Source organism: Ancylobacter rudongensis, from assembly GCF_900100155.1.
Classification (GTDB): Bacteria; Pseudomonadota; Alphaproteobacteria; order Rhizobiales; family Xanthobacteraceae; genus Ancylobacter; species Ancylobacter rudongensis.
In genome coordinates, this window is the sequence record NZ_FMTP01000004.1 from 278,503 (window position 1) to 293,269 (window position 14,767).

Genomic DNA, 14,767 nt, shown 5'->3' on the forward strand with positions numbered 1-14,767 from the left:
TCCGGCCCGGCCGGCGCCTAATCGAAGGCCTCAGCCTGCATCTTCTCGAACGTGGTGATCGCCCGATTGACGCGCCTGGTGTAGCGCCAGTGCCGCAGGCCGTTCAGGCGCATCAGCCAGTCATGGTCCGGCGAGCCGAGGCCCGGACGGCCCAGCGCCTGGCGCGCCTTGTTCAACAAGGCGACTTCCAGCGTGTCGCTGCGGTGTCTTCTGCGCGGAAGAAACTTCTGCTGCCCGGCATAGTGCCGCACGGCCGCATTCCTCCACCTCTCGGTAAACATGGCGGCGGCCTGGCAATTGAAGGTCAGCGGAAGCCGCGTCCAATTATTCTCGAATATTATGTTCAGCACGCATTGGTCCTGCAGCGGACAATTGTCATGGTAGTCGCAGGATATCTTGTGTCGCTCGAATTCCTCATCGAACCGGCTCAGAAAGGTACTGCTCCAGTTCGGGTAATCGACGGCGATGAAACCTGAGTTGAAATAGTGAGGCGAACGGCCTCTTTCCGAGCATCGCTGATAAAAAGCGTGCCCGCGAATGCCCTCAAACCCCACGATGTCGTAGACGGCCGCAATCGGCCTGCTTTGAAAATCAATCTTGTCCAGATCGATATTCTCCATCAGCAGGACGTCGCCGTCGATATAAAGCGCTCTTTGATAATCGGCAGCGAGTTCGTTGAGCGCAAACAGCTTCATATTGGCCGTGCCGGTGGCATTGGTGCCGGCACGGGCCTCCGATGCTTTGACGCTGTCGCTGGAGAGAAATCTGTAATGGATGTTCTTGCCGAGGGGGGCGCCTAGACGAGTGAGGCTCTCCTGGTCCTCCGGTACAAAATCGCGGCAGAAAACGATGATGTCCGTCACCGTCTGCTGTGTAAGGGCGGCAACCGCCGCCGCGTGCTCGGTGAGGTGAAAGCCCTTTGCGTCAGTGAGTAAGCAGATCGCGGTGCGCATCAAGCCTCCAAGGCCGGCGGTGAACAGCGTAGTCTAGATACGCCCTGCGCCGCTGTATGCGCCAAAGTGAAGAACCTGCCGTGCGGATGGAAGGTGGCGCCGAAACGTCACCGTCGGGAGGTCGGCGGATGCCGGGCTGAAAACGGCAAGGCCCATGGCAGGGCCGCGAGGGGAGGGCACGCTGTCGTGCCTCCCTCACGGCCGCCAGGATGCCGGCGTCAGACGCCTAGCTGGGTGACGAACTTGGTGTTCACATAGGCCTCCATCGCCTCGGTGCCGCCCTCCGAGCCATAGCCGGAATCCTTGATGCCGCCGAACGGCACTTCGGGAAGGGCGAGGCCGTGATGGTTGATCGAGATCATGCCGCTCTCGACCCGGCGCGCGAACTCGTCGGCGCGGGCGGAGGAGGTGGTGTAGGCATAGGCGGCGAGGCCGTAGGGCAGCCGGTTGGCCTCGGCGATGACCGCCTCGGTGGAGGTGAAGGACTGGATCGGCACGATCGGGCCGAACGGCTCCTCATTGAGGATGCGCGCATCCGCCGAAAGGCCGGTGAGCACGGTCGGCTCGAAGAAATAGCCCTTATTGCCGATGCGCGCCCCACCCGTGTTCAGGGTGGCGCCCTTGGCGAGGGCGTCGGCGGTCAGCGCTTCCATCGCCTCGACCCGGCGCGGATTGGCCAGCGGGCCCATGCGCACGCCCTCGTCCAGGCCATTGCCGACCTTCACACCCTTCACCGCCTCGGTGAAGCCGTCGACGAAGCGGGCATAGAGGTCCTCATGTACAAGGAAGCGGGTCGGCGAGACGCAGACCTGCCCGGCATTGCGGAACTTGGCGCCGGACAGCAGCTTGATCGCCACTTCCACGTCGGCATCCTCGAACACCACGGCCGGGGCGTGGCCGCCCAGCTCCATGGTGACGCGCTTCATATGCGCGCCGGCCAGCGCCGCGAGCTGCTTGCCAACCACGGTGGAGCCGGTGAAGGAGATCTTCTTCACGATCGGGTGCGGGATCAGGTACTGCGAAATCTCCGCCGGCACGCCGAAGACGAGATTGACCACGCCCGCCGGCACGCCGGCATCGGCATAGGCGCGCACCAGCTCGGCGCAGCTGGCCGGGGTCTCTTCCGGTCCCTTGAGGATGACCGCGCAGCCGGCGGCGAGCGCGGCGGAGACCTTGCGCACCGCCTGGTTGATCGGGAAGTTCCACGGGGTGAAGGCGGCGACCACGCCCACCGGCTCGCGGTGCACGGCCTGCTGCACGCCAGCGGCGCGGGCGGGAATGAGCCGGCCATATTGCCGGCGGCCTTCCTCGGCGAACCAGTCGATGATGTCGGCGGAGGCGAGCGTTTCCATCCGCGCCTCGGGCAGCGGCTTGCCCTGCTCCATCGTCATCAGGGTCGAGATCGTCTCGTGGCGCTCGCGCAGGAGCTCCGCCGCCTTGCGCATGATCTTGTAGCGCTCATGCGGGGGCGTGTGGCGCCAGATCGCAAAGCCCTTCTCCGCGGCGGCGAGCGCGGCGTCGAGATCGGCGCGGCTGGCATGGGCGACGGTGCCGATGGCTTCTTCCGTCGCCGGGTTGATGACAGGCTCGCTGCCGCTGCCACCGCGCCAGGTGCCGTCGATGTAGAGCTGGACCTCGGGGTAGGACACGGAATGGGGCATGGCCGAACCTTTCGCGACAGGATGCTGGGGCATACCTAATCGCCCCGGCCCCGGACGGAAAGGGGCTAGACGGACTGCCGTAGCGGCATTGGATCCAATTTTCCGCCCCGCCGGCGGGCAAAGATGGCCCGCGCAGCCAGGCGCTGAGGCCGGCATGCGCCCGTTCCTGTACCGCCCGGCGCGGCGTGCCGGGGGCACCGTTCCTGTACCGCCCGGCGCGGCGTGCCGGGGGCGGTGGGTTGGTCAGGCCGTTGGCGGTCAGCCCTGCCGGGTGGTGAGGATGTCGCGCTTGCCGGCATGGTTCGCCGGGCCGACGATGCCCTCATTCTCCATCCGCTCCATCAGCGAGGCGGCGCGGTTGTAGCCGATCTGCAGCCGGCGCTGGATGTAGGAGGTCGACGCCTTCTTGTCGCGCAGCACCAGCGCCACCGCCTGGTCGTAGAGATCGCCGCAATCCTCGCCGCCAAGCGCGCCATTGGCGGACTTGTCGAACACGGCGCTGTCCTCAGCGGCGGCCTCCTCGTCCTCCTCGGCCGTGACCTCCTCCAGATATTCCGGCCGCGCCTGGCTTTTAAGATGCTCGACCACGCGCTCGACTTCCTGGTCGGAGACGAAGGGGCCGTGGACGCGGGAAATCCGCCCGCCGCCGGCCATGTAGAGCATGTCGCCCTGGCCCAGCAGCTGCTCGGCGCCCATTTCGCCGAGGATGGTGCGGCTGTCGATCTTGCTCGTCACCTGGAAGGAAATCCGGGTCGGGAAGTTCGCCTTGATGGTGCCGGTGATGACATCGACGCTCGGGCGCTGGGTGGCCATGATGAGGTGGATGCCGGCGGCGCGGGCCATCTGGGCGAGCCGCTGGATGGCGCCCTCGATCTCCTTGCCGGCGACCATCATCAGGTCCGCCATCTCGTCGACGACGATGACGATGAAGGGCAGGGGATCGAGATCCATGATCTCCTCTTCCTCGATCAGCTCGCCGGTCTCCTTGTCGAAGCCCTTCTGCACCGTGCGGGTGATGATCTCGCCCTTGGCGGTCGCCTCCGCCACGCGGGCGTTGAAACCGTCAATGTTGCGCACGCCGAGGCGGCTCATCTTCTTGTAGCGGTCTTCCATCTCCCGCACCGCCCATTTAAGGGCGACGATGGCCTTCTTCGGGTCGGTGACGACCGGCGTCAGCAGATGCGGGATGCCCTCATAGACCGAGAGTTCCAGCATCTTCGGGTCGATCATGATCAGCCGGCACTGGTCCGGGCGGTGCCGGTAGAGCAGGCTCAGGATCATGGTGTTGATGGCCACCGACTTGCCCGAGCCTGTCGTGCCGGCGACCAGCAGGTGCGGCATGCGGGCGAGATCGACGATCACAGGCTCGCCGCCGATGGTCTTGCCCAGCCCGATGCCGAGCTTGGCGCGGGCGGCCTCGAATTCGTGGCTCGCCAGCATCTCGCGCAGCCACACCGTCTCGCGGCGCTGGTTGGGCAGCTCGATGCCGATGACGTTGCGCCCTTCCACCACGGCGACGCGGGCGGAGATGGCGCTCATCGAGCGGGCGATGTCGGCGGACAGGCCGATGACGCGGCTCGACTTGATGCCGGGCGCCGGCTCCAGCTCATACAGCGTCACCACCGGGCCGGGATTGGCGTCGATGATCTCACCGCGCACGCCGAAATCATGCAGCACCTGCTGCAGCTTCACCGAATTGCGGTCGAGGAATTCTTCCGACAGTTCGTAGTCGGGCTCGTTCTGCGGCGGCTCGGTCAGCAGTTCCAGCGGCGGCAGCTCGTAGCCGTCATGTGCCTCGGTCGCCGGGCGTGGGGCGGGACGGGGCGCGCGGGCTGCCGGGGCGGGCGCGGCAACCGGGGCGGCAATGGGCGCTACAGTGGCGGGCGCCGGCGCGGGAGCGGCGATCGGCGCCGGGGCCGGGGCCGGTGGCGTGGCCGCGACTGCCACCATGCCGAACATCGGCCAGGAGAACGACAATTCGGCCGGCGTCACGCTGTAGCCGGAGAAGCCGCCCAGCACCGCGGCCGGCGCCTCGGCCGAGGGGGCGCTGTCCTCGATCAGGGGCTCGCCGTCGGCAGGCTCGGGCGCGAGGTCGCGCGCGGCGGCGTCTTCCGCCCAGAACTCTTCGACTCCGGTGTCGGCGTCGTCCTCGAACTCGTCGTCCTCGTCGTCGGCGAAATCCTGTTCGGCGAATTCGTCCTCGGCCACTTCGTGTCCGGCGAATTCCTGTTCGTCATCCGCCGCGAAGACGGATTGAGGGGCGACGGGTTCCGGGGCGCCTTCCTGCGCCTGGGCGGGCATTTCCCGACGCGCGGTCTCCCCGGCCGGGGCCGCGCTGTCGCGCACGGCGCCGTAGCGCGCGGCGAGCAGGCGCTCCTCCTCCGGGAACTCGTCCTCATAGGCGCCGTCTTCCAGCGGAATGAGGTCGTAGATATCGGCCACGTCGTTGGGCACTACGTCGGGGGCCATCACATCGTGCGCGGCGACATCATTGGCGGCGGTGAACTGCTCGTCCGGCACCCAGGTCGCGCCCGGCGCAAGCGTCCGCGCGACGGGGATCACCGGCGGCGTGTCGTAGCCGAACTGGATCATCGAGGCGACCGGCGGGGCGACCGGGCGGGCGGCGACGGCCGGCGCCGTGGCGGCGGGAGACGGTGCGGCTTCCACAAGCGGCGCGGCCGCAACGGGCGCGGCCACCGGGGGGACGACCGGCGCGGGCGAGATTTCGGGCTGGGCGCCCAGCGCGCGGCGGGCATGGGCGGCGATCAGCGCCTTCGGCACCGCGCCGAGCGGCGGCTTGCGCGGTGGCACCCGCAGCACGGGCGTCTGCGAGGGACGCGGCGGCGCCACGATGGCGGTGGCGGTCGTGGGCGCTTCCGGCACCGGCGCCGGCAGCGGCTGGCGCATCAGATAGTCCGGCGTGCGGGTGAAGCGCGTATTGGGCGGCATGGTGAAGGGCTGCAGCCAGCTCGGCACCATTTCGTGCTGCGGCGCCACGACGGGCGGCCGGGGCGCGGGGGCTGCCGTCTTCGGCACCTTGGGCGCCGGTGGCGCGTGCGTCACCTGCGGGTTGGCGCGGGAGAACACATGAGTCTGGGCGGTCGCCTTCGACTCGGAAGCCTTGTCCGCATTCGGATCGGAGGGACGCGCCGGATTACGCATGGGACGCTGGAACCTTTGCCACTACTGCCGTTGAGCCTGCCGGACGATGCGCGAAAGGCGCCGTCGCGGCCGTGCCATATGGTTAGGCGCACAGCGTTAACGAACGGTATGAAGCGGCGGGATTTCCCGCGTCGAAAGGCGTGGACCGGCGCGTCTCTCCGCTGGCCGAAGCGCAGGCGTCAGACCGGCAGGCCGAGCGTGGCGCGGATTTCCGCCGGCATCAGGTCATGCGTCTCGGGGTGCTTCATCATGTAGCGGCCGAACACTGAGCAGCGCGGCACCACGGCCAGCCCGCGCTGGCGGGCGCTGGCGAGGCCGGCCTCGACCAGCTTGGTGGCGAGCCCGCGCCCGCCGAGTTCCGGCGGCACTTCGGTGTGGGTGAAGATGATGTGGTCATGGGCGAGAATATACTGCGCGATGGCGGTCTGGCCGTCCTGCTCGATCTCGAAGCGGTCGGCAGCGCGGTTGTCCCGCACTGGGACTTCGCCGTTCATGCTCATGGTTTTTCTCCTTGGGGGCGCCCGGTTCGGTTTCGTGAGGTCGGTTTGGCGTAAGGCGGGCGCCTTGGGATATTGTCGACCAAAACGGGTGCAGCGTCGCCCCCGTTTGGCCGCGCGGGGTGAATTTATCGGCTGGGTCCGATATAGCGCAGCTCAACCTGCAGGGAAGAGAGCGCCGATGACCCCGCCCCCTCGCCGTCCGTCCACTCCCGAAGCGCTGGCGCTGCTGGAGACCCGCCGCTCGGTCGCCGCCGCCGGCCTGCATGCGCCGGGGCCGGATGCCGACCAGACCCGCCGCCTGCTCGCCATCGCCGCCCGGGTGCCCGATCACGCCATGCTGGTGCCGTGGCGCTTCATCGTCATCTCAGGCGCGGCGCGGGGCGAGATCGGCGCGCGGCTGTCGCAGGCCTATCGCGAGAACAACACCCATATGCCTGAGGAAAAGCGGGAGAAATTCGCCGCCATCATGGGGCGGCTGTTTCCCGCCCCGCTGGCGGTGGTGGTGGTCAGCCGCCCGGTGGAGAGCAGCGCCATCCCCGCCTTCGAGCAGGAGCTTTCCGCCGGCGCCGTCTGCATGAACCTGCTGACCGGCGCGGCGGCGATGGGGTTTGACGGCATCTGGGTGACGGGCTGGGCGGCGACGCACAAGGCGGCGCTGGCGATCCTCGGCGTGGGGGAGGGCGAGCGGGTGGCCGGAATTCTCCATATCGGCACCGCCAAGGAGGCCCCCGCCGACCGCCCGCGTCCGGATGTGGCGGCGCTCACCACGCACTGGTCGCCGCCCGAGGCATGAAAAAAGACCGCCCCGGCGAACCGGGACGGCCTCTTCTCTGGCGTTTTTTGGCGCTTCCTCGAAGGGTGGATCAGGCGGCGGCCTGGGCCTCAGCCTGCGCCTGCTTCGCCTCGCGGCGGCGGCGGGTGAGCACGAATTCGGTGTAGCCGTTGGGCTGGGCGCGGCCCTCGAAGACCAGGTCGCGGGCGGCGCGGAAGGCGAAGCCGTCATAGGCCGGCGCCATCGGCACATAGGCCGGGTCGCCCGCGTTCTGGCCGTCGACCACCTTGGCCATGCGGCGCAGCGTCTCCTCGACCTGCTCGGCCGTGACCACGCCGTGCATCAGCCAGTTGGCGACGTGCTGCGAGGAGATGCGCAGCGTCGCGCGGTCTTCCATCAGCCCGACATCGTGAATGTCCGGCACCTTGGAGCAGCCGACGCCCTGGTCGACCCAGCGCACGACATAGCCGAGAATGCCCTGGATGTTGTTGTCCAGCTCCTGCTGCACGTCGGCGGGGTCCCAATTGCCGCGGTCGACCACGGGGATGGTGAGCAGGTCGCGGCGCGCGGCGCGCTTGCGGTGGCGCAGTTCCGCCTGCCGCTTGAACACGTCCACCTTGTGGTAGTGCAGCGCGTGCAGCGTGGCGGCGGTAGGCGAGGGCACCCAGGCGGTGTTGGCGCCGGCCAGCGGATGGGCGACCTTCTGCGCGATCATGTCGGCCATGCGGTCGGGCATCGCCCACATGCCCTTGCCGATCTGGCCGTGGCCGTCGAGATGGGCGGCAAGGCCGGCATCGACATTGTTGTCCTCATAGGCCTTGATCCAGGCCTGCGCCTTCATCTCGTTCTTGCGCACCACCGGCCCCGCCTCCATCGAGGTGTGGATCTCGTCGCCGGTGCGGTCGAGGAAGCCGGTATTGATGAACACCACCCGCTCGCGGGCGGCGCGGATCGAGGCGGAGAGGTTGGCGCTGGTGCGACGCTCCTCGTCCATAATGCCGATCTTCAGCGTGTTGAGGTCCAGCCCCAGCGCCTGCTCGACGCGGGCGAACAGGTCGACGGCGAAGGCCACTTCCTCGGGGCCGTGCATCTTCGGCTTGACGATATAGACCGAGCCGGCGCGGCTGTTGCGCAGCGCGCCGGTGCCCTTGAGGTCGTGCAGCGCGATCAGGGTGGTGACGGCGGCATCGAGAATGGCCTCGGGAATCTCCCGGCCCTGCGCGTCCAGCACCGCATCGGTCAGCATATGCTGGCCGACATTGCGCACCAGCATCAGGCTGCGCCCATGCAGGGTGAGCTCGCCGCCGGTGGCGGAGGTGTAGCGGCGATCGGCGGCGAGGCTGCGCTCCACCGTCTCGCGGCCCTTGGCGAAGCTGGCGCTGAGCGTGCCGGACATCAGGCCGAGCCAGTTGCGATAGACCAGCACCTTGTCCTGGGCGTCCACCGCCGCGACGCTGTCCTCGCAGTCGACGATGGTGGTCACCGCCGCCTCGATGACGATATCGGCGATGCCGGCGGCGTCGGTCTTGCCGATGCGGTGGGCGCGGTCGATGACGATGTCGATATGCAGGCCGTGATGGACCAGCAGCACCGAGGCCGGCGCCTCGGGCGCGCCGCTGAAGCCGGCGAACTGGGCGGGGTCCTTGAGCGAGGTGCGCGTGCCGGAGGCGAGCTCGGCGACCAGCGCACCCTCCGCCACGCGATAGGCGACGACATCAGCATGGCTGCCGGCGGCCAGCGGCACGCTGTCGTCGAGGAAGGCGCGGGCGCTCTCGATCACGCGCTGGGCGCGCACGGCGTTGAAGCCGTTGGACCGGCTGGCGCCCTTGTCCTCGGGCAGGGCGTCGGTGCCATAGAGCGCGTCATAGAGGCTGCCCCAGCGGGCATTGGCGGCGTTCAGCGCATAGCGGGCATTGGTGACGGGCACCACCAGCTGCGGGCCGGGAATGCGGGCCAGCTCGTCATCCACCTTGTCGGTGACGACTTCGAAGGCTTCCGGCTCCGGCAGCAGATAGCCGATCTCGGCCAGGAAGACCTCATAGGCGACGGGATCGATCGGCTTGTTACGGTGGGCGCGGTGCCAGGCGTCGATCTGCGCCTGCAGTTCGTCGCGGCGGGCCAGCAGTTCCGCATTGCGCGGGGCGAAGTCGCGCACGATGCCGGCGAAGCTCTCCCAGAAGGCCTCTACCTCGACCCCGGTGCCGGGAATGGCCTCCTTGTTGATGAAGTCGACAAGGTCGGAATCCACCTTCAGGCCGGCGAGGTCGGTGTAGTTCATGACAGGTCCCTTCACGCGAGCGGAAAGCCGGTCGCCGCGAGCGTCCGGCACAGCTGTGCTTTCCAATAGACAAAAGTGCGGGTGCGGCGCAACATCGCACATAGTCGAAGTTTTGCCCGTGGCAAGGGGTGAACCCTTGCGGGTCAACGCTTCGTGAGGCGTTTGCGTTGCAGCGCAAAAATGAAAAGCCTCACCCCCGGGGATGACGAAAACGTCCCCCCGGGGCGCCCGGCCTTCGCCGGACCACGGCGGCGGCTCTCCCCGAACCGCCGCCGGGCGCGCCGTGCGCCGCCCCGGAGTGACAAGGGCTCAGAACTGCGCCGTTTCCGTCGAGTCCTGCATCGCCGTGGTGGCGCTCATGCCTTCGCTGAGCACGGTGGCGATGGCGTCGAAATAGCTGGTGCCCACTTCGCGCTGGTGGCGCGTGGCGGTGAAGCCCTGCGCTTCCGCCGCGAATTCGCGCTGCTGCAGTTCGGAATAGGCGGCCATGCCGTCCTCGCGGTAGCGCCGCGCCAGCTCGAAGGTGGTGAAGCACTGGTTGTGGAAGCCGGCGAGCGTGATGAACTGGTACTTGTAGCCCATGGCCCCCAGCTCGGCCTGGAAGGTCTTCATCTGCGCCTTGTCCATGTGCTTGGCCCAGTTGAAGGAAGGTGAGCAGTTATAGGCCAGCATCTTGCCCGGATGGACGCGGTGCACGCCCTCGGCGAAGCGGCGGGCATCGTCGAGGCTGGGGGTCGAGGTCTCGCACCAGAGCAGGTCGGCATAGGGCGCATAGGCGATGGCGCGGGCGATGCCGGCCTCGAAGCCGCCATTGTAGCGGTAGAAGCCTTCCTGCGTGCGCTCACCGGAGATGAAGGGCCGGTCCAGCTCGTCAATGTCGGAGGTGATGAGCCGGGCCGATTCCGCGTCGGTGCGGGCCATGATGATGGTGGGCACACCGAGCACGTCGGCGGCCAGGCGGGCGGCGTTCAGCGTGCGGACAAACTGCCGGGTGGGCACCAGCACCTTGCCGCCGAGATGGCCGCACTTCTTCTCCGAGGCCAGCTGGTCCTCGAAATGCACCGCCGCCGCGCCGGCCTCGATCAGCGCCTTGGTGAGCTCATAGGCGTTGAGCTGGCCACCGAAACCGGCCTCGGCATCGGCGATGATCGGCACGAAATAATCGTGCTCGGGACCCTTGGCGCCGTCGGCGCGCTCCATGGTCTGGATCTGGTCGGCGCGCATCAGCGCCTTGTTGATGCGCCGGACCACGGCCGGGACGCTGTCGACGGGATAGAGGCTCTGGTCGGGATACATGTCGCCGGACGAATTGCCGTCGGCGGCCACCTGCCAGCCGGAGAGATAGATCGCCTCCAGCCCGGCCTTCACCTGCTGCACCGCCTGGATGCCGGTATAGGTGCCCATGGTCGGCACGAAATCCTGCGTCTGCAGCAGTTCCCACAGCCGGCGGGCGCCATTGGTCGCGAGCGTGTGCTCGATGCGCAGCGAGCCGGCGAGGCGGGCGACCTCAGCGGGGGCGTAGCTGCGATGGATGTTCCGCCAGCGCTCCGGCGCCCAGTGCGGGGCGGGGAAGGTGTCGGGCGTGGTGCGAAGCTGGTCCAGCATGGTCGTTTCCTGCAGCGATGTCGGGGAAGGAGAGAGACGCGGGGGCCGAGGAGGGCGCGGCTCCCGCGCCGGCCGACCCGCTTCGCGCGTCCTCGAAACGGGACGGCCGGAAGTCGGGCAGCCTGAAGTCATGCGGTTTGAAGCGGGGTCTTGCGGCCATCAGCCTAGCGGGGCCGCCGCGCATAGGTGGCCGCCACCAGCCGCCCGCCGAGCAGCGCGCCGACGAGCGCGCTCATGTCGTCCTGGCCGGGCGCCATGGCGATGCGGTGGCGGCCGATGCGGTGAACGATGGTGAAGTCCTTGGCGGCCAGCCCCTGGTCGCGGAAGACCTGGCCGATCTCCTCGGCGTCGCCGCCGATGATGGTGACGAATTCGTCTTCGCCTGAGGTGGTTTGGCTATGGGTGGTCGGGCTCATGTCAATTCCTCCCTGCAATGTCTGGTGTAAAGATTTAACACTCGACACCGAAAGGCAAGAAAGATAATGATTTGAGCGTGTTAAGCTGATAAGGCTTGTAAAGTTTACAGGTCGATTTTGTAAAGCCAGCAAAGGGCCGGGCCATGCTCGCCACCACCGAACCGCGCATCGGCAGCCGGGTGCAGAGGCTGCGCCGCGCCAAGCGCATCTCGCAGGCGGACCTCGCGACCGCGCTCGGCATTTCCGCCAGCTATCTGAACCTGATCGAGCATAATCGCCGGCGGATCACCGTGCCGCTGCTGATGAAGCTGGCCGGCTATTTCGGCATCGAGCCGGGCGAGCTGGTGGAGAACGACGAAACCCGCCTCGTCGGCGACATGATGGAGCTGTTCAGCGACGAGCTGTTCGCCGAGAACGCGCTGACCAACCAGGACATTCGCGACCTCGCCACCTCCAACCCGGCGATCGGGCGGGCGGTGGTGCGGCTCTACGACCAGTTCAAGACGCTGCGCGAGGCGCACCGCACCGGCGGCACCGGGGCGCTGGACAGCGAGGCCGGCTATCACCCCTCGACCGATGCGGTGTCCGATTTCATCCAGGAGAACGCCAATTACTTTCCCACGCTGGAGGCCGAGGCCGAGCGCATCCGCCGCGACATCGATTTCGCCTCGGATTCGTTCGAATACGGGCTGAAGAGCTACCTCTCCAACGTGTTCGGGCTGAACTGGCGCTCCGCCTCGCTGCCGGCCGGCATCGCCCGGCGCTATGATGCGGGGGCGCATGAGCTCATCACCGCCGAGGTGCTGCCGCCGGAATCGGCGCTGTTCGTGGTCGCCCACCAGCTCGGCCTGCTCGCCGCCTCGCGCCAGATCGACGAGCTGATCGAGGCCGGCAACCTGCCGGCGGACGCGCCCATCGTCACCCGCAACGCGCTGGCGAGCTATTTCGCCTCGGCGCTGGTCATGCCCTATGAGCCGTTCTTCGCCGCCTGCCAGGAAACGCGCTACGACATTGAGCGCATCCAGCGCCGCTTCCGCACCAGCTTCGAGCAGGTGTGCCACCGCATGACCACGCTGCAGCGGCCGGGGCGCTCCGGTATCCCGCTGCATCTGGTGCGGACCGATATCGCCGGCAACATCTCCAAGCGCTTCTCGCTGTCGGGCATCCATATTTCCCGCCATTCCGGCGCCTGCCCGCGCTGGAACGTCTATGCCGCCTTCTTCCATCCCGAGCGGATCAATGTGCAGCTGAGCCAGATGCCGGAGGGCCAGCGCTATTTCTGTATCGCCAAGTCGATCACCAAAGGCGGCCACCGGCACAATGCGCCGCGCCGGCACCTCTCCATCGGGCTCGGCTGCCACATCAGCCACGCCCACCAGATGGTCTATTCCGACGGCATGAACCTCTCCGATCCCTCGCAGACCGTGCCGATCGGGGTCGGCTGCCGCATCTGCCCGCGGCTCGACTGCGAGCAGCGCGCCCAGCCGCCGACCGACCACCGCTTCACCCTGAACGAGATCGACATGTCGGAGAGCTTCTACGCCCCGGCGCGGCGGGGGCTTTAGTCGAACTTTTCCCCCGTCACCTCGGCGAGGCGCCGGCCCATCTCGTCGCTGTAGCGCTTGACCGCGTGCGCCTCGCTCAGCACGCCCACCACCGTGCCATCGGGAAGGGTGACGGCGAGCGCGTCAGCCTCGGTGCGCTCGAACAGGTCCAGCGCCTCGCGCAAGGTTGCGGTCGGGCGCAGCGCGGTATCGGCATGGAGCAGCAGCGAGCGCAGGCTCGCGGGCGCGTCGTCCCCCCCAGGCTCGAACAGCGCGGCGGGCGCGATCATGCCGGCATAGCGGCCGTTCTCGGTGGCGACGAGATAGGCGGTGGCGCCGGGCGGATAGTGCCGGCGGGCGTCCATCAGCGGCGTGTCGACATCGATAAGCGGCACTTCGCGGCGCATCAGCGCGGCGACGGTCATCTCGCGCAGCCAGCCGATATCGTGGGCGCCGCGAATATTCTCACCGCGCAGATGGAAGCGCCAGGTGGCGAAGGAGAAGCCGAACAGCCGCCGCGTCGCCAGCGAGGCGGTGCCGGCCGCCGCCAGCACGGCCAAGGTCAGCTGCAGATTGCCGGTCATCTCAAGCGCCAGCAGGGTCATCGTCATCGGCCCGCCGACGACGGCCACCGCCAGCGCGCTCATGCCGATGAGGGCGTAGAAGGCGTGGGCGGGCACCAGATCGGGCAGGACGAGGCCCATGCCGGCGGCATAGACGCGCCCGGCCATCACCCCCATCAGCAGCGAGGCGAAAAACAGGCCGCCGCGAAAGCCGGCGCCGATGGAGACGGAGGACGCCGTGACCTTCGCCACCAGCAGCAGCGCCGCCATCACCAGCCCGGTGTCGGCGGCGAGGAAGTGATAGACCGCGCCATGCCCGGCCGAGAGCACCGCCGGATTCCACAGCGCGAGCGCGCCGACGATCAGCCCGCCCACCGCCGGCCGCAGCCAGGCGGGCAGGGCGGAGCGGCGAAAGCCCGCCTCCACCAGCGTCGCCCCGCGCATGACGGCGATGCCGACCAGCGCGCAGAAAAAGCCGAGCAGCAGCACCGAGGGCAGGTCGGACAGCTGCGGGGCGCTGAGTTCAGGCAGTGGCGGATGGTGCGGCGGCGCCAGCACCTGCTGGGTGAGAGCGGCGGCGAAGGTGGCGGTCATCATCGGCACGAAGGCCGGGATGGCATAGGTGCCGAGCACCAGCTCGAAACCATAGAAGGCGCCCATCAGCGGCGCGTCGAAGGCCGCCCCGATCGCCGCGCCGGCGCCGCAGCCGACCAGCAGGCGCAGATCCGCCCGCCGCACATGGAACACCCGGCCGAACCAGGAGGCGAAGCCGGCCGCCGCCTGGGTATAGCCGGCCTCCAGCCCCACCGAGGCGCCGACCCCGCTGGAGAACAGCGTCTGCAAGGCGACGATGAGGCTGTCGCCCGGCGACATCCGCCCACCCTGGAGCGCATTGGCCTCGATCGGGTCGACGGGCGGGCTGGCGCGGGTGCGCAGGAAGGCCCGCACGCACAGCCCGAAGGCGAGGCCGCCGAGCGCCGGGGCGAGCAGCACGAGCCAGGGGTCGATGCCCTCGGTGATCGAGAGGTGGCCGGCGGCGGGGATGCGGAAAAGGAGTTCGTGCAACAGCTGCAGCGCCGCGTTCATGGCGATGACCACCAGCCCGGCAACCACGCCGACAAGCGCGGCCAGCGCGACGATGCCAAGCTCGCTGGTCCGCACCAGCCGGCGCAGCCTCTGCCTCAGATGTCGCTCACCGGTGGTGGAATCGGGGGTCACGTGACGCTCGCTCTCGCCCTGTCCTGCCTGCACTAGGCAAGGACAGGGCCGCGCGCAACCGCCCTGAAGCCGGCTGACGCAACGTCGCGTCGCTC

Annotated in this window: 10 protein-coding genes; 2 read left to right on the plus strand and 8 right to left on the minus strand. The window is 68.4% G+C overall.

Annotated features, from left to right (window positions below):
• Positions 1 to 17: 17 nt before the first annotated feature.
• From BLO63_RS12555 to BLO63_RS12570, 4 genes are all read right to left on the minus strand, one after another.
• The gene (locus BLO63_RS12555; protein ID WP_091440991.1) at positions 18 to 953 is read right to left on the minus strand and encodes a glycosyltransferase family 8 protein; all 936 of its coding nucleotides are present in this window, start codon (positions 951 to 953) and stop codon (positions 18 to 20) included.
• A 218-nt stretch (positions 954 to 1,171) separates the two neighbouring features.
• Positions 1,172 to 2,614 (minus strand): NAD-dependent succinate-semialdehyde dehydrogenase, encoded by a 1,443-nt coding sequence (locus BLO63_RS12560; RefSeq protein WP_091440994.1) that lies wholly within the window; start codon positions 2,612 to 2,614, stop codon positions 1,172 to 1,174.
• Positions 2,615 to 2,872: 258 nt separating this feature from the next.
• Complete coding sequence (locus BLO63_RS21350) at positions 2,873 to 5,776, minus strand: DNA translocase FtsK (protein ID WP_244517849.1); 2,904 nt, start codon at positions 5,774 to 5,776, stop codon at positions 2,873 to 2,875.
• A gap of 179 nt (positions 5,777 to 5,955) precedes the next feature.
• Positions 5,956 to 6,276: a GNAT family N-acetyltransferase gene (locus tag BLO63_RS12570; RefSeq protein ID WP_018389952.1), complete on the minus strand. Its 321-nt coding sequence runs from the start codon at positions 6,274 to 6,276 to the stop codon at positions 5,956 to 5,958.
• A gap of 178 nt (positions 6,277 to 6,454) precedes the next feature.
• Here BLO63_RS12570 and BLO63_RS12575 point away from each other — a divergent pair, with 178 nt between their 5' ends.
• Positions 6,455 to 7,069, plus strand: coding sequence for a nitroreductase family protein (locus tag BLO63_RS12575; RefSeq protein WP_091441000.1), 615 nt, complete (start codon positions 6,455 to 6,457; stop codon positions 7,067 to 7,069).
• 70 nt (positions 7,070 to 7,139) lie between these two features.
• Here the strand turns inward: BLO63_RS12575 and BLO63_RS12580 are convergent, their stop codons facing one another.
• The 3 genes from BLO63_RS12580 to BLO63_RS12590 all read right to left on the minus strand — a co-directional run bounded on the left by BLO63_RS12580 (position 7,140) and on the right by BLO63_RS12590 (position 11,347).
• Positions 7,140 to 9,326: a malate synthase G gene (locus tag BLO63_RS12580; RefSeq protein WP_091441003.1), complete on the minus strand. Its 2,187-nt coding sequence runs from the start codon at positions 9,324 to 9,326 to the stop codon at positions 7,140 to 7,142.
• Positions 9,327 to 9,635: 309 nt separating this feature from the next.
• The gene (gene aceA, locus BLO63_RS12585) at positions 9,636 to 10,931 is read right to left on the minus strand and encodes an isocitrate lyase (RefSeq protein ID WP_091441007.1); all 1,296 of its coding nucleotides are present in this window, start codon (positions 10,929 to 10,931) and stop codon (positions 9,636 to 9,638) included.
• Positions 10,932 to 11,095: 164 nt separating this feature from the next.
• Positions 11,096 to 11,347, minus strand: coding sequence for a hypothetical protein (locus tag BLO63_RS12590; RefSeq protein ID WP_091441010.1), 252 nt, complete (start codon positions 11,345 to 11,347; stop codon positions 11,096 to 11,098).
• A gap of 143 nt (positions 11,348 to 11,490) precedes the next feature.
• On the opposite strand from BLO63_RS12590, the gene BLO63_RS12595 reads away from it, so the two are divergent.
• A complete protein-coding gene (locus tag BLO63_RS12595) occupies positions 11,491 to 12,912 on the plus strand; it encodes a helix-turn-helix domain-containing protein (RefSeq protein WP_091441013.1) in 1,422 nt (473 codons plus the stop codon).
• Here the strand turns inward: BLO63_RS12595 and BLO63_RS12600 are convergent.
• Complete coding sequence (locus BLO63_RS12600) at positions 12,909 to 14,672, minus strand: chloride channel protein (protein ID WP_091441016.1); 1,764 nt, start codon at positions 14,670 to 14,672, stop codon at positions 12,909 to 12,911. The two genes, BLO63_RS12595 and BLO63_RS12600, sit on opposite strands and share 4 nt — an antisense overlap.
• Positions 14,673 to 14,767 lie beyond the last annotated feature (95 nt).

Excerpts from the sequence above, each read along its gene's own strand:
- BLO63_RS12590 (WP_091441010.1), bottom strand. The coding sequence starts at position 11,347 with ATGAGCCCGACCACCCATAGCCAAACCACCTCAGGCGAAGACGAATTC.
- BLO63_RS12555 (WP_091440991.1), bottom strand. The coding sequence starts at position 953 with ATGCGCACCGCGATCTGCTTACTCACTGACGCAAAGGGCTTTCACCTC.
- aceA (WP_091441007.1), bottom strand. The coding sequence starts at position 10,931 with ATGCTGGACCAGCTTCGCACCACGCCCGACACCTTCCCCGCCCCGCAC.
- BLO63_RS12560 (WP_091440994.1), bottom strand. The coding sequence starts at position 2,614 with ATGCCCCATTCCGTGTCCTACCCCGAGGTCCAGCTCTACATCGACGGC.
- BLO63_RS12570 (WP_018389952.1), bottom strand. The coding sequence starts at position 6,276 with ATGAGCATGAACGGCGAAGTCCCAGTGCGGGACAACCGCGCTGCCGAC.
- BLO63_RS12575 (WP_091441000.1), top strand. The coding sequence starts at position 6,455 with ATGACCCCGCCCCCTCGCCGTCCGTCCACTCCCGAAGCGCTGGCGCTG.
- BLO63_RS21350 (WP_244517849.1), bottom strand. The coding sequence starts at position 5,776 with ATGCGTAATCCGGCGCGTCCCTCCGATCCGAATGCGGACAAGGCTTCC.
- BLO63_RS12595 (WP_091441013.1), top strand. The coding sequence starts at position 11,491 with ATGCTCGCCACCACCGAACCGCGCATCGGCAGCCGGGTGCAGAGGCTG.
- BLO63_RS12580 (WP_091441003.1), bottom strand. The coding sequence starts at position 9,326 with ATGAACTACACCGACCTCGCCGGCCTGAAGGTGGATTCCGACCTTGTC.